The 15,276-nt window shown below is 69.8% G+C and carries 15 protein-coding genes; 4 read left to right on the top strand and 11 right to left on the bottom strand.

Features of this window, described 5'->3' with window-relative positions; genetic code table 11:
• Window positions 1–87 precede the first annotated feature (87 nt).
• Window positions 88–609, bottom strand: a complete 522-nt coding sequence (locus D7X32_RS24010; protein WP_120604906.1) for a single-stranded DNA-binding protein — start codon at window positions 607–609, stop codon at window positions 88–90.
• Window positions 610–870: 261 nt separating this feature from the next.
• On the bottom strand, window positions 871–3,108 hold the full coding sequence (gene dacB / locus D7X32_RS24005; RefSeq protein ID WP_120604905.1) for a D-alanyl-D-alanine carboxypeptidase/D-alanyl-D-alanine endopeptidase: 2,238 nt from the start codon (window positions 3,106–3,108) through the stop codon (window positions 871–873).
• A gap of 134 nt (window positions 3,109–3,242) precedes the next feature.
• Between dacB and D7X32_RS24000 the strand changes: the two genes are divergently transcribed.
• From D7X32_RS24000 to dtd, 4 genes are read left to right on the top strand one after another with little or no spacing between them, the layout of a single operon-like run.
• Entirely contained in the window at window positions 3,243–4,859 is a 1,617-nt protein-coding gene (locus D7X32_RS24000) for an ABC transporter substrate-binding protein (protein ID WP_120604904.1), read from the top strand.
• Window positions 4,856–5,770: an ABC transporter permease gene (locus tag D7X32_RS23995; RefSeq protein WP_120604903.1), complete on the top strand. Its 915-nt coding sequence runs from the start codon at window positions 4,856–4,858 to the stop codon at window positions 5,768–5,770. Before D7X32_RS24000 ends, D7X32_RS23995 begins: the two co-directional genes overlap by 4 nt.
• A complete protein-coding gene (locus D7X32_RS23990; protein WP_120604902.1) occupies window positions 5,767–6,600 on the top strand; it encodes an ABC transporter permease in 834 nt (277 codons plus the stop codon). The genes D7X32_RS23995 and D7X32_RS23990 overlap by 4 nt, the downstream gene beginning before the upstream one ends.
• A gap of 54 nt (window positions 6,601–6,654) precedes the next feature.
• Window positions 6,655–7,116, top strand: coding sequence for a D-aminoacyl-tRNA deacylase (dtd, locus tag D7X32_RS23985; RefSeq protein WP_120604901.1), 462 nt, complete (start codon window positions 6,655–6,657; stop codon window positions 7,114–7,116).
• On the opposite strand, the gene D7X32_RS23980 is transcribed toward dtd, so the two are convergent.
• The 9 genes from D7X32_RS23980 to D7X32_RS23940 form a co-directional block, all read right to left on the bottom strand.
• Window positions 7,113–8,213 (bottom strand): alpha/beta hydrolase family protein, encoded by a 1,101-nt coding sequence (locus D7X32_RS23980; protein ID WP_120604900.1) that lies wholly within the window; start codon window positions 8,211–8,213, stop codon window positions 7,113–7,115. The two genes, dtd and D7X32_RS23980, sit on opposite strands and share 4 nt — an antisense overlap.
• Before the next feature lie 89 nt (window positions 8,214–8,302).
• Window positions 8,303–9,148, bottom strand: coding sequence for a hypothetical protein (locus D7X32_RS23975; RefSeq protein WP_120604899.1), 846 nt, complete (start codon window positions 9,146–9,148; stop codon window positions 8,303–8,305).
• A gap of 23 nt (window positions 9,149–9,171) precedes the next feature.
• On the bottom strand, window positions 9,172–9,633 hold the full coding sequence (locus D7X32_RS23970) for a PTS sugar transporter subunit IIA (RefSeq protein ID WP_120604898.1): 462 nt from the start codon (window positions 9,631–9,633) through the stop codon (window positions 9,172–9,174).
• Between the two features lie 190 nt (window positions 9,634–9,823).
• Entirely contained in the window at window positions 9,824–10,474 is a 651-nt protein-coding gene (gene hpf, locus D7X32_RS23965) for a ribosome hibernation-promoting factor, HPF/YfiA family (RefSeq protein WP_120604897.1), read from the bottom strand.
• 266 nt (window positions 10,475–10,740) lie between these two features.
• Complete coding sequence (locus tag D7X32_RS23960; protein WP_120604896.1) at window positions 10,741–11,496, bottom strand: hypothetical protein; 756 nt, start codon at window positions 11,494–11,496, stop codon at window positions 10,741–10,743.
• Between the two features lie 49 nt (window positions 11,497–11,545).
• Complete coding sequence (locus tag D7X32_RS23955) at window positions 11,546–12,184, bottom strand: GNAT family N-acetyltransferase (protein WP_120604895.1); 639 nt, start codon at window positions 12,182–12,184, stop codon at window positions 11,546–11,548.
• A gap of 69 nt (window positions 12,185–12,253) precedes the next feature.
• Window positions 12,254–13,774 carry an RNA polymerase factor sigma-54 gene (gene rpoN, locus D7X32_RS23950; protein WP_120576832.1) on the bottom strand — a complete coding sequence of 507 codons (1,521 nt, stop codon included), beginning with the start codon at window positions 13,772–13,774 and terminating at the stop codon, window positions 12,254–12,256.
• A gap of 252 nt (window positions 13,775–14,026) precedes the next feature.
• Window positions 14,027–14,767, bottom strand: a complete 741-nt coding sequence (lptB, locus tag D7X32_RS23945; protein ID WP_120594083.1) for an LPS export ABC transporter ATP-binding protein — start codon at window positions 14,765–14,767, stop codon at window positions 14,027–14,029.
• The gene (locus D7X32_RS23940) at window positions 14,764–15,252 is read right to left on the bottom strand and encodes an LptA/OstA family protein (protein ID WP_244239152.1); all 489 of its coding nucleotides are present in this window, start codon (window positions 15,250–15,252) and stop codon (window positions 14,764–14,766) included. The genes lptB and D7X32_RS23940 overlap by 4 nt, the downstream gene beginning before the upstream one ends.
• Window positions 15,253–15,276 lie beyond the last annotated feature (24 nt).

Here is a 15,276-nt window from a genome sequence, read left to right as displayed (position 1 = left end):
TCAGCGGCGCTCCTTCGAAAACACGACCGGCCGCCCCTGACGTCCAGGAGCGGCCGGTTCGCTTTTCAGGGGGAGGGCCCCAGGGCGTCAGAACGGGATGTCTTCGTCCGCCGCGCCGCCGTGGTTGCCACCACCCATGCCGCCACCGTCGTCCATGCCCATGGGGGGCGGCTGGCCGTAGTCGTCACGCCCCTGGGGGTAGCCGCCGCCGTTGCCCTGCTGCTGCCGGCGTCCACCGCCCGCGCCAGCGCCGCCGCTGTAGCCCTCACCGGCGTCACGGCCGCCGAGGAAGGTGACGGAGGTGGCGACGACCTCGGTGGTGTAGTTCTTCTTGTTCTCCTTATCCATCCACTCGCGCGTCTGCAGACGGCCTTCGACGAAGCACTGCCGTCCCTTCTTGAGGTACTCGCCGCACAGCTCCGCGAGCTTTCCCCAGACGACGATGCGGTGCCACTCGGTGCGCTCCTGCTTCTGGCCGTTCTTGTCGTTCCAGCTCTCGCTCGTCGCGATGCGGAAGTTCGCCACGGCCTGACCGCCCGGGGTGAAGCGCACTTCGGGGTCCGCCCCGAGGTTGCCGATGAGAATGACCTTGTTCACGCCTCCAGCCATGTTTCCTCCCGAAACCCGGCCCACCAAGGGCCCGGCACAACCCGCGGGGCTACACGCCCCGACAGGTCCTTCAGCCCATAGCATCCACCACTGACATTCCCCCGGCCAGAAACCGGCCAGCGGCGGTCGGGACGCACGTCCGCCTGCTCTCCAGACGGAAAGCCTCAAGGATTCCAGGGTGTTGGGAGATGCCGGGAGCCGGCGGAGAGTCACGCCGCCCGGACGGTGCGCGTCCGGGCGGCGGGAGGCAGCGGAAGGAGACTACCCGCCCGGGCGGAGGACGCCGGAGGCGGGAACGACGTTGGGCGTGGCGGACCCGGGCGCGACCACCTGGACGGGCTGGGCGCGCTGGGAGGTCCGGGCCTCGGCCGTCTTCGTGGTGAGCGTGGAGTCCAGCCCCTTGGCGAAGGCGACGAGCTGCGCATCCGTCCCGCCGGAGCCCAGCTTGCGCAGGGACTTCCAGAACGGGTGGGTGGTGTCGCCGGCCTTCAACAGTCCCTGGGCCAGGAGCGGCACGGTCGCGTCGCGCTCGGCGGGGCTGGCGGCGCGCAAGGAAGCCACCAGTTCCTCCGGGGCCGTGCGGGCCACTTCACCCAGGCCATCCACCAGTTCCTCCTGCGCCAGGGCGTCCTGGGCGACGCCGGCCGCGCGGCACAGCTCCAGCACGCGGGCCAGGGCCTCCGTGTTTCCGCCCGACGCGAGCTCCACCATGCTGCCCACGCCGGGCACGCCCACCGACAGGGCGTGAGCCACCTGGCGCAGGCGGCCGTAGACGTCATCCGTGGCGGAGTAGCTGTCCAGGAGCGTGCGCGTGCCCAGGTAGTCGTGCGGGTTGGACTGGTAGAGGCTCTCCGCCAGCACGGCGCGCACGGCGGGGTCGCGCTCGCTGCGCCACGCGGTGCGCAGGAAGCCGATGTTGCGTTGATCGCGCTGCTTGCCCAGCTCCAGGTAGGTCTTCACGCGGTTGGCGATGTCCGGCAGACCGCCCTGTGCCTTCTGGCCTTCATTGAGGGAGGCCAGCGCGTTGCCCGGCCCCAGCGTGGAGCCGGTGGCGGCCACGGCGGCGCCCAGGGCGTCCATGCCCGCGACGACGGGACCGGCGCGGCCCGCGTAGTCGTTGACCATGATGGAGAAGGAGAACTTCTCTCCGCCCGCGGACTGCACGTAGCCGCTGAGCGCGGAGACGCCTTCCAGGGTGCCCGTCTTGGCGCGCAGCCGGCCCACGGCGTCCGTGCCGTCGAAGCGGTACTTGAGCGTGCCGTCCTTGCCGGCGATGCCCAGCGAGGACAGGTACTCCGGGGCCAGCGGGAAGCGCTCGTACATGTGGCGCAGCAGCCGGTCCACCTGCGCGGTGGAGAAGCGGTTGGCGTCGTTGAGACCGCTGCCGTTCTTCATCACGTAGGTGCCGCGCGGGATGCCCACGTCGCGGTCCAGGAACTCCTCCACCACGTCAATGCCCTTGGCGAACGAGCCCGGCGCGCCGCGCAGCTCCGCGCCCATCGTCTTGAGGAGCGTCTCCGCGACGAAGTTGCTGGACAGCTTGTTGAGGCGCTTGAGGACGATGTCGAACGTGTCGGACTGGGACACGTGCACGACCTTCGCGCGCGACGGCGTCAGGCCCAGCTTCACCTTGCCCTTCACCTTCACGCCGCGCGACACGAGCAGCTGCTTGAGCGACCCGCCGAAGTACAGAGGCGGGTTGTCGATCTTCTTCCAGACGCTCACGGCGCCGCGCTCGTCGGGGACCTGGCCCTTGACGACGATCTTCTGCTTGTCGCCGTACGCGTCGGACTTCACGGACACGCGCCGCGCGCGGCCGGCGCCGCTGGTGACGGTGTTGTCCACGATGAAGAAGTCGCTGGGCGGCTCCATGTCCACCACGGCCTTGCCGCCGGGGGCGGAGCGCACGTAGACGGCGACCGCGTTCCAGTTGAGGCTCACCGCGCCGGTGGGCGCCATGTACGCGCGGTCGGAGTCCTCCTGGTCGTAGCCGGGCGGGGTGCGCTCGGCGTCGAACCAGGAATCGTCCACGACGATGTCCTGCACCTCCTTGAGGCCCGCGTGGAGCAGCTCGGAGGTCATGCCGTAGAGGCGCTCGGTGGTGATGGTGGGGTCACCCTTGCCGCGCACATAGAGCGTCTTGACCTTGCCGTCGGCGGGCATCTCCTGCTCGACGAGGAACTCCGTCTCGTAGCGGAACTCCGGCCCCAGGGCGACGAGCGCCGCCGAGGACGTGATGAGCTTCACGTTGGAGGCGGGGTTGAGCAGCTCGTCCGCGTTGTGGCTGAACACCACGGAGCCGTCGTCCAGGCTCTGCATGTGCACGCCGACGCGGCTGCTCTTGAGCGCGGTGCGTTGCATCACCTGCACGAGGGCGTTCTTCAACGCCTCGCGTTCAGCCTTTTTGTCGGCGGACGGCGACGCAGCCAGCGTGGCGGAAGGAAGCCACAAGGCAATGGCGGTCGCTGCCCAGAAGGGTCTGGTTCGAAAAACCTGCACGCACGCTCCGGGGAAGTCGCGTTCCATTATGAAGAAGGGACGAAAGGGGCGGCAAGGGTGGGGGGTGGATGCTCGGCCGCTGCCACCCTGCCCGCCTGCCTGCTTCCTGGAAACAAGAAGAAGGCTGTCGCAGCATGGACGCTCCGCCTGACATCCACCCCGTGACAGACGCCATGCCTCCCCTGCCCTCCCGTGCCGTCCGGGTGTTCTTTCTCGCGCTGACGCTGGTGCTTGACTCCGGCTGCCGAGCCCCGGCGCCACCGGCGGGCATCACGGTGTTGTTGGAGGCCCCACCGGACAGCCTGGACGATCGCTTCGCCCTCACGGCCCATGGACAGCGGCTGGCGCAGCTCATCAGCCCGGGGCTCCTCACCTTCGATGACTCGAGCCGGCCAGTGCCCCAGCTGGCGGAGTCCTTCCGGGAGGTCTCGCCCACGGAGGTGGAGTTCGTGCTCCGCCCGGGGCTCACCTTCCACGACGGAAGCGACCTCACCGCCGAGGACGTGAAGGCCACCTTCGACAGCCTGCGGGATCCGAAGCTGGGCAGCCCCAAGCGCGAGCGGTACGAACCGGTGGAGCGCGTGGAGGTGGTGGATGCCCGCACGGTGCGCTTCCACCTGAAGCGGCCCTATGCGCCGCTGCTCGCGGAGCTGTCCGCGGCCATCCTCCCCGCCGAGCGCGCGGGGCCCCAAGGCATCGAGGCGCAGGCCGAGCACCCCGTGGGCGCGGGCCCGTTCCGGTTCGAGTCCTGGCCGGACGAGGAGCACCTGACGCTGGTGCCCTTCGAGGGCTGGCATGGGGGCAAGCCCGCCGTGTCGCGGCTGACGTTCCGGGTGGTGCGGGACGAGACGACGCGGGTGCTGGAGCTGCTCAAGGGCCGGGCGGATCTGGTGGTGAACGGCGTGTCCCCGGCGGTGCTGCCCGCGCTCCGGGAGGCGCCCCACCTGCGCGTGGTGACGAAGCCGGGCACGGGCTTCACCTATCTGGGGATCAACCTGCGCGAGGGGCCGCTCGCGGACGTGCGCGTGCGCCAGGCGCTGTGTCACCTCATCGACGTGCGCCCGCTGGTGGAGCACAAGCTGCACGGGCTGGCGGAGCCTGCGTCCAGCATGCTGCCTCGCGAGCACTGGGCCTTCACGGCCACGCAGGGATGCGGCTACGCGCCGGAGGAAGCGGCCCGGTTGCTGGACGCGGCGGGGTATCCGGATCCGGATGGGCCTGGGGGAAAGCCGCGTTTGTCCTTCACGTTCAAGACGAGCACGGACCGCTTCCGGCGCGCGGTGGCGCTGGTGCTCAAGGAGCAGTTGGCGAAGGGCGGTGTGGCGGTGGAGGTGCGGGCGCTGGAGTTCGGGACGTTCTTCGAGGACGTGCGCCGGGGGCGCTTCGAGCTGTTCACGTTGAAGTGGGCCGCCGTGATGGAGCCGGACCTGCTCCGAGGCGCGTTCCATTCCGCGAACGTCCCCGGGCCGGAGAATCACTGGGGCGGGTTCAACCGGGGCGCGCTGAAGGACCCGGCGCTGGACCGCGTGCTGGACGCGGCGACGCAGGCGCCGCGAGAGGAACGGAGGACGTTGTATGCGGAGGCGCAGCGGGAGCTGGACGCGGTGCTGCCGGTCATCCCGCTGTGGCATGAGGCGAGCGTCGCGGTGGTGTCGTCCCGGCTCGCGGACTTCGAGCCCAGCGCGCATGGATTGCTGCTGCCTCTGGCGAAGGCACGGGAAGTGATGCCCGAGCGTGGAGGCACTCCATGAGCCGGCGGCTGGTGTCCGCGCTCATCGCGATGGTGGGCGCGTTGCTGCTCGTGTCGCTGTTCCTTCACCTCGTGCCGGGGGATCCGGTGGACGTGATGTTGGGGGAACAGGCGACGCAGGTGGACCGCGCGGCGCTGCGGCAGGCCGTGGGGTTGGATCTTCCGTGGTACGCGCAGCTCTGGACGTTCGCTCGCGACCTGGCCACCGGGGAGTTGCGCACGTCGCTGCCTCCATTCCAGCGCAAGGTGCTTCCGGCCCTGGGCGCGGCGCTTCCGTACACGCTGCTGCTCACGGTGGCGGCGATGGCCGTGTCCCTGGTGCTGGCGCTGCCCCTGGGCGTGATGGCGGCGGCGCGGCGTGGGACTCCGGTGGATGCGGCGGCGATGGGTGTGTCCGTGGCGGGGGTCGCCCTGCCCCGCTTCTGGTTGGGGCCGGTGCTGATCATCCTGTTCGCGCTGAAGCTGGACTGGCTGCCTGTATCGGGCGCGGAGTCGTGGCGGCACCTGGTGCTGCCCGCGTTCACGCTGGGCACCGCGCTGGCCGCGTTCCTGGCCCGCATGACGCGCGCGACGATGCTCGAAGCGCTGCGCGAGGACTACGTCACGGTGGCCCGGGCCAAGGGCCTGTCTCCCCGCGTGGTGCTGTGGAAGCACGCGTTCCGCAACGCGCTGCTGCCGCTGGTGACCGTGCTGGGCCTGGAGTTCGGCGCGCTGCTGGGCGGCGCCATCGTGACGGAGAAGGTGTTCGCGTGGCCGGGCATGGGCACGCTGCTGCTCACCGCCATCGAGAAGCGCGACTACAACACCGTGCGCGCCACGGTGCTCCTCTTCACCTTCTGCTACGTCCTGGTCAACACGCTCACCGACATGGCCTATTCGTGGGTTGACCCGCGCGTGCGGAGGCGCTCATGAGCGCGGCCCACCGCTTCCGGCTCCAGTCGTGGGGGGCCCGGTTCGGACTCGCCGTGGCGTGCGTCTGGGTGTTCACCGCGCTGTTCGCGCCGTGGCTCAGCCCCCACTCGCCGGACGCCATCGACCTCACGCGTGAGTTGTCGCCCCCGACGTCCGGTCACCTGCTGGGCACGGGAGAGAACGGCATCGACGTGCTCACCCACGTGCTGTACGGCGCGCGCGTGTCGCTGGAGGTGTCCTTCTTCGCCGTGGTGCTGTCCGCCGCGGTGGGCATCACGCTGGGCGGCATCGCGGGCTACGCGGGCGGGCTCGTGGACGAAGCGCTGATGCGGCTGGTGGACGTGCTGCTCGCCTTCCCCGGCATCCTGCTGGCGCTGTTCATCACCGCCGTGCTGGGCCCCAGCCTCGCCAACGTCGTGTTCGCGCTCTCCTTCACCGGGTGGACGGGCTACGCGCGGCTGACGCGCGGACAGGTGCTCACCCTGCGCGAGCGCGATTACGTGCAGGCCGCTCGGGCCCTGGGCAGTGGACCGGGCCGCATCCTCGTGCGGCACCTGCTGCCCAACGCGGCGGGGCCGCTGCTCGTGCAGGCGACGTTCGCGCTGCCGGGTGCCATCGTCGCGGAGGCGTCCCTGAGCTTCCTGGGACTGGGCGTTCCTCCGGGCACGCCGTCGTGGGGTGCGTTGGTGGACCAGGGGACGCAGTACCTGCTGGTGGCGCCGCACGTGGCCCTGTTCCCCGGCATCGCGCTGGCGCTCACCGTGCTGGGCTTCAACCTGTTGGGCGATGCGCTGCGCGACGCGATGGATCCACGCCATGAGGGCCGGTGACTTGAAGGCCCCGGGCGTCCCTGGCAGGAAGCAGGGACGAAAAGGGAGTGAACCATGAAGGCCGTGGTGCAGCGGGTCCTGGAAGCGTCGGTGACGGTGGACAGCCAGCGCGTGAGCGAGATGGGCCCGGGCCTGCTCGTGCTCCTGGGCGTGGGCAAGGGCGACACCGACGCGGACCTGACGTGGATGGTGGAGAAGCTGGCCACGCTGCGCATCTTCGAGGACGCCGACGGCAAGATGAACCTGTCGCTGGAGGACACCTCCAAGCACCTCATCGTCGTCAGCCAGTTCACCCTCTACGGCGACGCGCGCAAGGGCCGCCGGCCCAGCTTCATCGACGCGATGGAGCCCGTCGCCGCCAAGGCCCTCTACGAGCGCGCCTGCGAAGCCCTGCGCCAGCGCGGCCTCACCGTGGGCACCGGCATCTTCGCCGCGGACATGAAGGTCGCGCTCGTCAACGACGGGCCCGTCACCATCCTCCTGGAGAGCCCGCCGAAGGCCGCGGCTCCGGCCTAACGCACGTCCAGCGTGCGGCGGAAGAACGCCACGCCTTCCGCGTTCGTGCGCGCATGCGATGCGGGGCGCGTCCCGGCCACCGGGTCCTTGCACAGCATCGCGATGACGTCGAAGCCCTTCGGGTAGCACTCGGGCAGGAAGGTGAAGTGGCCCGCGTCGTCCAGGACCACCGTCGTCGTGGTCGTCGCTGGCAGCAGCCCTGACAGGTGCATGCCGTGCCCTTCGTGCGGCATCAGCTCGTCGCCCTTCGCCAGCACCAGCTCCACGGGCTTCTGGACGTCGGCGGTGTCCCGCGCCTCGAACGAAGCGGCCATGCCCGGCGCCATCGCGAACGCGGCCTTCACGCGCGGATCCAGATACGACGCGCGCGACTGCTTCATGTCGATGCGGCCGTAGTCCACGTCGCGCAGGCCCTCGCAGCCAATCTCCTCGCGGGTGCCCGGCGTCTTGCAGCGCTTTTCAATCCACTCCAGGTTCAGGTTCAGCCCCACCAGCGCCAGCGCCGTGTAGCCGCCCATGGAATGCCCCGACGCGCCGATGCGCTCCGGATCCACGCGCGGCCCCCACTTCGGGTCCTTCAGCAGGTGGTCCAGGATGACCGTGAAGTCCTGCGGGCGCTCGTACGCACGCGCGAAGCCCTCCGGGCTCGTGTCGCCGTAGGTGTTGCCCGGGTGGTTCACCGCCACGACGACGAAGCCATGGGCCGCCAGGTTCGAACCGAACCAGGACAGGTCCATCAACGAGCCCCCGCTCCCGTGCGACAGCAGCACCACCGGCCAGCGCTCCCGCGCGTCCGAAAGCGGGGCGTCCTTCGCGCCGTAGAAGGGCTTGAACAGGTCCGACGGCGCACGGTTGTCCATCGGCGTGCCGGGCGCCACCGGGTACCAGACCAGCGGCTTCAGCGTGCGGTGACGGACCGCGTCCTCGTACGTCAGCGACTGCGTGACGCCCACCGCGTAGGCCGCGTCCGCTCCGTAGAGCGAAGCGTGGTCCGTGCGCGGAGCCTCCGTCGCCTTCTTCGAGGAGGAACAGCCGCCCGTCAGCACCGCGGCGGAGACGAGGAGCACGGGGCCCACTGAGGAGAGGAGGCGGAGCATGGCCCCGGATCATTGCCTGGAACGACGGAACGAGGAAACCCGGAAGGCGCCGTCTCCCTCGGCCAGCCCGAGCAGCAGGCCCGGCCCGTTTACAGCCGCACGGTGGTCCCGCGCGTCACCAGCGCGGCCAGGCCCTGCTTCGTCTGCGCGGCGCCACGCAGGTGCAACGAGAGCGCGCCCAGCTCGCGGATCCACGTGGCCGCGTTCGGGCCCAGGCCGGAGAAGAGCACGGACAGCGGCGGCGGCTGGGGCAGCCGGCCCGTCCAGTAGCCCAGCACCTCGTCGCGCTCCGGCAGCACCGGCAGCTTCATGCGCTCCTGCTCGCGCGTCAGCAGCCGCTCCAGCTTGCGCGGCAGGTTCACCTGCCAGTGCAACACCGTCTTCGCCGGGCGCCAGGCCCAGTCCGCGAAGGCGAAGCGCTCACGCACCGCGTACTCGCCCCGGCCCTGCGTGACGAAGACGCGGTCCGGCGGGAACTCCGGGAAGGGGTCCCACTGCCCGGCCAGCAGCGACGCCAGCCCCTGCTCGCCCGGGGGACGGCGGCGGAAGTTGTCGCGCACCGTGCGCGCCGCCTTCGTGTCCCAGTAGGGGTAGGCCGGGTCCTCCACCATCAGCGCCAGGTTCAGCGCCTCGTCCCATTCATCCGCGTAGCCGCCGGGTGCCCCGCCCACCTCCCAGCCGCCGGGCGCCTCGCGCCAGGGCTGGAACACCAGCCGGTCCACCAGGTCCATCCACCCGTCCGAATCCACCGACCCCACGCCCCCCGGCAACGCCGACGAGGCCAGCCGCTGGCAGAGGGTGAACGCCTGCGCGTCCCCCAGGTGGTTGGAGAGGGCTTCCAGCGCGCCGGAGGCATCCCCCATCGCGCGCGCGAAGAAGGGCAGCACCTGCTCGTGGAAGAAGCGGTCGTTGATGGGACGCAGGACGACGTCCATGTGGGGCGTCTCCTGTCAGGCCCTCAGGGCCGAGCGTCTTCCTGGACGATGAGGGCGTGGATGTCCGCGGCCGTGGGCGCTTCCAGGATGGCCGCGCGGAAGCGCGGGTTCTTGAACAGGCGCGAGATGCGCGCCAGGGCCTTCAGGTGCACCCCCGCGCTGTTCTCCGGCGCCACCAGCGCGAAGAAGAGATGCGTGGGCTTGCCGTCAATGGACTCGAAGTCCACCCCCGCGCGCGACACGCAGAAGGCCGCCTGGAGGCTGTCCATGCCCGCCAGCTTGCCGTGCGGAATGGCCACGCCCTCGCCAATGCCCGTGCTGCCCAGCTTCTCGCGTTCCTGGAGCACCGCCACCAGCCGGTCCTCGCGCAGATTCGGATGCGCCCGGGCCAACGTGGCACTCAGCTCGCGCAGCACCTCCGCCTTCGTGCGGGACTGCATGTCCGCGACGACCGCCTGGGGGCTGAGGAAATCGGCGATTCTCAATGGCGCTCCCGCACTGGCGCTCCGGGCCGGCAATGATTCCTCGGCCGGCAATTACTCCTCACACTGGATTCGCGCAAGGGTCGCCTGGGCGGTGGCAGGCGCTTCGCTCACTGCGCGTCAGCCGGGCCCAAGCCCCGGCCCCGGGCCCCGGGCTTTGGAAAGCCCCAGGACCCGGTCCCCTGGACGTCCGTCAGGTGCCGGTGGCGGCCACCGGCGCGTCGGGCAGGTGCGGCTCAATCAGGCCGAACCCCCCCTCCTTGCGGCGGTAGACGATGGACAGCGCCTGGGACTGCTGGTTCTGGAACACGTAGAAGTCGTTGTTCATCAAGTTCATCTGCATCACGGCGTCGTCCACCGACAGCGACTGGATGGCCAGATGCGTGGTGCGCACCAGCCGGGCGACGCCCGACTCGGCCACCTGCTCCTGGGCGGACACGGCGGGCGCGGCCTGGGTGGCGGGCGGCGCTGCCTCGGCGGCCCCCTCCTCGTGGACCTCGAAGACGTCGTGGCGCACCCGCACCAGGTCCTGGCGGTGGTGGACCTTCTCCTTGCCGTGGTGCGACTTCAGCTTGTCGCGGTAGCGCCGCAGCTGGCGTTCGATCTTGTCCATCGCCAGGTCGATGGACGCGTACATGTCATCGCTCTTCTCACGCCCCCGGAGGATCCAGGCGCCGGAGTGGATGGTGATGTCCGCGTGATGCAGGTGCCGCTCCAACGACAGCACCACGTGGGCTTCACCAGCCCGGTCCAGCAGTCGGTTCACCCGATCGACCTTTTCACGGGCGTACTCCTTCAGGGAATCCGACGCTCCGAACTGACGGAAGGTGATGTTGAGCTGCATGCGTGGCCGCCTCCTAGGGAGAGAGGTAAGCTCCGTGACAGATCAGAAACGGAGCCCACGCCGAAAGCAACCCGGCCCCCCAGGTTGGAACTTCCCGTTCACGGCTCGCGCTCGCGCAAGCGACCGCCAGAGGACACGTCTTGTGTCCGCTGCATGGCACGGGGTGGGGATTCCGACCCGGGCCTCATTTTCCGGTCCGGTCTCCCCCACACCGCGTGCGTGGTCCTCAAGCCAGCAACATGCCTCCGCCTGGCGGCCCGTGAGCCTCAGGGCACCACGGCGAGCACGAAGTCCTGCGAGTGGTAGATGGCGCCGGAGCACGACGCCACGCCCGTGCACTCGCCCACGGTGGCGGCCAGGTCCGCGCCCAGCGTCAGGGTGTGGTTCGCCTGCGGGGTGCCCGCGGGGATGGCGACGGTGGCCCTGGCGCCGTCCTGCGTGACGGAGAGCACGCCGGGCGCCCTGCCCCCTTCGCGCAGCAGCAGCGCCTCCACGGGACCGGGCACCTCCGTCGAGGGCTCCCAGAGGAAGGCGTACGACTGCCCCACGCGCAGCTTGTCCGGGGTGCCTTCCCCCTGGAACGTGAACTTGCGCTTGGCCTTGGCGTTCTTCACCACCAGGCGCACGGTGCTGGAGGCGTCCTGCAGCTGCACGACGATGTCCTCCAGCGGCTCGCGGCCCCAGGCGGACGGGTCGAAGTTGAAGTAGACGCGGCTGTTCTCGCAGGCCTCCGAGCGCCCGCCCACGTCCGACGCGCCGCCCGGCACCAGCGTCATGGGCTCGCCGTTGAAGGTGGCCGTGACGTCGTCCGCGAAGCGCGAGCACGGGCCGTCCTGCGTCACCGAATAGCTGACGGTGAAGCGGTGCGCGCCCTGCGCGTCCGGCGTCTCCGCGTCGTCCACGTCCGCCAGCGCGAAGGTCAGCGAGCGGTCCGCCATCTCCGCCAGCGACATCACCTGCGTCTCGCCCCCGCCACAGCCGGTGAGCGCCACGAGCGCTCCCAGGACGGTGAGACGGGACACGGTTCGACGCGGGCTCGGAGCGGGAAAGGTCATGGCGGGCGGCACCCTATCACTCCCGCGCCAGCAGTCCTTCGAGCCGCGCCTTCACGCCGGGCCACTCCGTGTCGATGAACCCGTAGTACGCGCTGTCCCGCACCACGCCGCCGCGCACCAGCATGTGGTTGCGCAGGATGCCTTCGAAGGAAGCGCCCAGCCGCTCGATCGCCGCACGTGAGCGGACGTTGCGGCGGTCCGTCTTGAGCTGCACGCGCATCACGCCCAGCGTCTCGAAGGCGTGCGTGAGCAGCAGGTACTTGCACTCGGTGTTCACCCGCGAGCGCCACGCCCGCCGCGCGAGCCACGTGGAGCCAATTTCCAGCGTCCGGTACTCGCGGGAGATGTCCAGGTAGCGCGTGGTGCCCACCACGGCGCCGCCTGCCTGCTCACGGATGACGAAGGGCCGCTCGGTGCCCGCGGCGGTCGCCTTCAGCGCGGCGGCGACGTAGTCCGCGACGTCCGCCTCCGTGCGCAGCACGCGCGAGAAGTGGGTGAAGATGTCCGGCTCGCAGACGGCCGCGAGCGCGGGCACGTGCTCCAGGGTCAGGGGCTCCAGCCGCACCGCCGTCCCCTCCAGGGTGACGGGCGGGACGACGAGCGGCACGGGGTCTCGGTGGGGAACACCGACATCATTGGGGAGCACGGGGTCCATGGACCGCTTCATGCCCCAAACCGGCCCTGACGTGCAGGGCCGGTGAATCACCGGCGAAGCCAGGACGGCTCAGAAGTACTTCTTGCGCTTGCTGCTGGGGAGGATGCCCAGCACCTCGCGGTACTTGGCCACCGTGCGGCGGGCGATCTCCGTGCCCTGCGAGCGCAGCAGCTCGACAATCTTCTGGTCCGAGTACGGGTTGCGCGAGTCTTCCTGCGACACGAGCTGCTTGATGTGGTGCTTCACGGCCTCGCTGGCCGTGTCCTCGCCGGACACGCGCGCGATGGACGAGTTGAAGAAGTACTTCAGCTCGAAGATGCCCTGCGGCGTGTGCACGTACTTGCTCGTGGTGACGCGGCTGACGGTGGACTCGTGCATGCCGATGTCCTCCGCCACGTCGCGCAGGATGAGCGGCTTCAAGTGCGCGATGCCCTTGTCCAGGAAGTCCCGCTGGAACTTCACGATGCTCTCAGTGACCTTGTAGATGGTCCGCTGCCGCTGGTGGATGGAGCGGATGAGCCACATCGCGCTGCGCAGCTTGTCCTGGATGAACTCCTTCGTCTGCCCGGGGCTCACCGCGCCGTTCTTCAGCGCGTTCCGGTACATGCCGGAGATGCGCAGCTTGGACAGGCCGTCGTCGTTGAGGACCACGGTGTAGTCCTCGTCCCCCAGCTTGTAGACGAAGACGTCGGGGGTGATGTACTGCGCGTCATCCCCGCTGAAGTTGCGGCCCGGCCGCGGGTCCAGCTTCGGGAGCAGCTTCGCCGCCGAGACCACTTCGTCCAGGGTGACCTTGAGGTCCTTGGCGATGGCCGGCAGGTTCTTGCTCTCCAGGTACTTCATGTGGCGCTTGATGATGAGGCCCAGGAGCGCCGCGTTCGGGTCCTTCATCGCCTGCAGCTGGATGAGCAGGCACTCCTGCAGGTCGCGCGCGCCGCAGCCCCGGGGCTCCAGGTTCTGGATGCGGCGCAGGGTGCGCTCGGCCACGTGCATGGGCACGTCCGCCTCGTTGGACAGGCGGATGAGCGGGTCGCCTTCAATGTCGGGGAGCTTGAGGTAGCCGTCGTCGTCCAGGTTGCCCAGGATGAGCACCGCCACGCGGCGCTCGGCCTCGTTGAGCCGCAGCGTGCCCAGCTGCTCCTGGAGGTGGTCGACCAGGTCCTCCTTCTTCACCATGTTGGCTTCGAACGACGGCAGGTCGTCCGTGGCCACGTTGCCCTTGTTGGAGGCGGTGGTGGGCTCGTTGAACTGGTAGCTGTTGAGGTAGGACTCCCAGTCAATCTCCGGGGGGCCCTCGCCGTCCGCCTTGAACTCCTGGGCGTTCTCCGGCGTCGCCGACGGCAGGTCCACGTCGCGCGCGATTTCCGCGTTGTCCGCTTCGAGCGAGGCCTCGCCAGGCTCCTTCTCGCTCACCTCCCCGGGCATGCCCTCCTCGGGCTGCTCCAGCAGGGGGTTCTGCTCCATCTCCTCGCGGACCTGGTCCAGGAGCTCCATGCGTGAGAGCTGGAGGAGCTTGATGGCCTGCTGCAGCTGGGGGGTCATCACCAGCTGCTGCGCGAGCTTCAGGCTCTGTTTGAGTTCCATCGCCATGTGGGGGCGTCTCCGGAAGGCATGCGTGCCACTTGATTGGAGGTTCCAATCAAGGACCGTGCCAACCTAACAAGGACCCCCGGCCACGTCCAGTGCCCGAGCGCGTGGTTTCTGATTTGCAGCGTCAAAAATCCGCTGGAAATCCGACAGGTTGCCGTAACCCCCGCCTGCTCGGCTGATGTTCAAACGTCGACGCAAAAGCGGGGCCAACTTCACCGCGAGCATCTGGAGGCATACGGGGAGGGCGGCTTTTCACGGAGCCTGGAGACGGAACCGGTCTCCCAGGTAGACGGCCCTCGCCCGGGCGGAGCCTGCGATCTGCGCGGGGGTCCCCTCCTCGAGGATCTGACCCTGTGCGATGATGTAGGCCCGGTCGCAGATGCCCAGGGTGTCCTGGACGTTGTGGTCGGTGATGAGGATGCCCAGGCCCCGCTCCCGCAGGAGGTGGATCTGACGCTGGAGGTCGCCCACGTTGATGGGGTCCACACCGGCGAAGGGCTCGTCGAAGAGGATGAAGCGGGGGGCGGGGATGAGGCTGCGGGCGATTTCGGCGCGCCGCCGCTCGCCGCCGGAGAGCGTCTCGCCCCAGGACTCGGCGACGTGGGAGAGGCCGAACTCCTCCAGGAGCGTGGCCGCGCGCTGCTTGCGGTCCTGGGCGGTGAGCCCCTTCTGGAGCTCCAGCACGGCGAGGAAGTTCTCGCGCACCGTGAGCTTGCGGAAGACGGAGGCCTCCTGTGGCAGGTAGCCCACGCCGCGGCGGGCGCGGCGGTGCATGGGCAGGTGGGTGAGGTCCTCGTCGCCCACGCGCACCCGGCCCGCGTCCGGCGTCACCAGCCCCACCACCATGTTGAAGCTCGTGGTCTTGCCGGCGCCGTTGGGGCCCAAGAGGCCCACCACTTCACCGGGAGCGACGTTGAAGGACACGTCGCGCACCACCTGGCGTTTGCGGAAGGACTTCTGGAGCCCTTCGGCGAACAGCTTCGCGCCGCTCATGGCGTCGTGCCCGCCGGCTTGGGCGCGGGGGCCTTCTTGCGGGTGCCGGGGACGGCGGTGGTGGACGGGGAGTCCACGAGGATGCGGGCGTTCTCCACCTCCAGGCGCTCGTTGCCCAGGACGAGGCGCACCTTGGTGCCGGTGAGGTAGGTGTTGCCCTGGCGGGCCTCCGGGGAGCCCGTCACCACGAGCACGCCCGAGGGCACGTCGTAGTCGGCGCGCTCGCCCCGGGCCTGCCGGTCGCCGTCCACGGCGCGCACGTTGCCGGCGCACACCACGCGCGTCACCTGGCGGGTGGCGTTGTAGTAGCCGGTCATCTTGTCGCAGCGGATGTCCATGGTCTGGTGCTTCACCACCACGTTGCCGGTGAGCACCGCCTGGTTGCGGTCGCCGGTGACGTGGTCCGCGGACAGGTCCACCGGGTTGCGCAGGCCCACGGGCGCCAGCGACGTGCCCGGCGCAGGGGGCGGCTGTCCCTTATACACATCTCCGAGCCCACGAGACGCTCA

The sequence above is a fragment of the Corallococcus carmarthensis genome (assembly GCF_003611695.1).
Taxonomy (GTDB): domain Bacteria; phylum Myxococcota; class Myxococcia; order Myxococcales; family Myxococcaceae; genus Corallococcus; species Corallococcus carmarthensis.
Note: the sequence above shows the minus strand (reverse complement) of the source record. Positions and strands in the feature narration are given on the sequence as shown.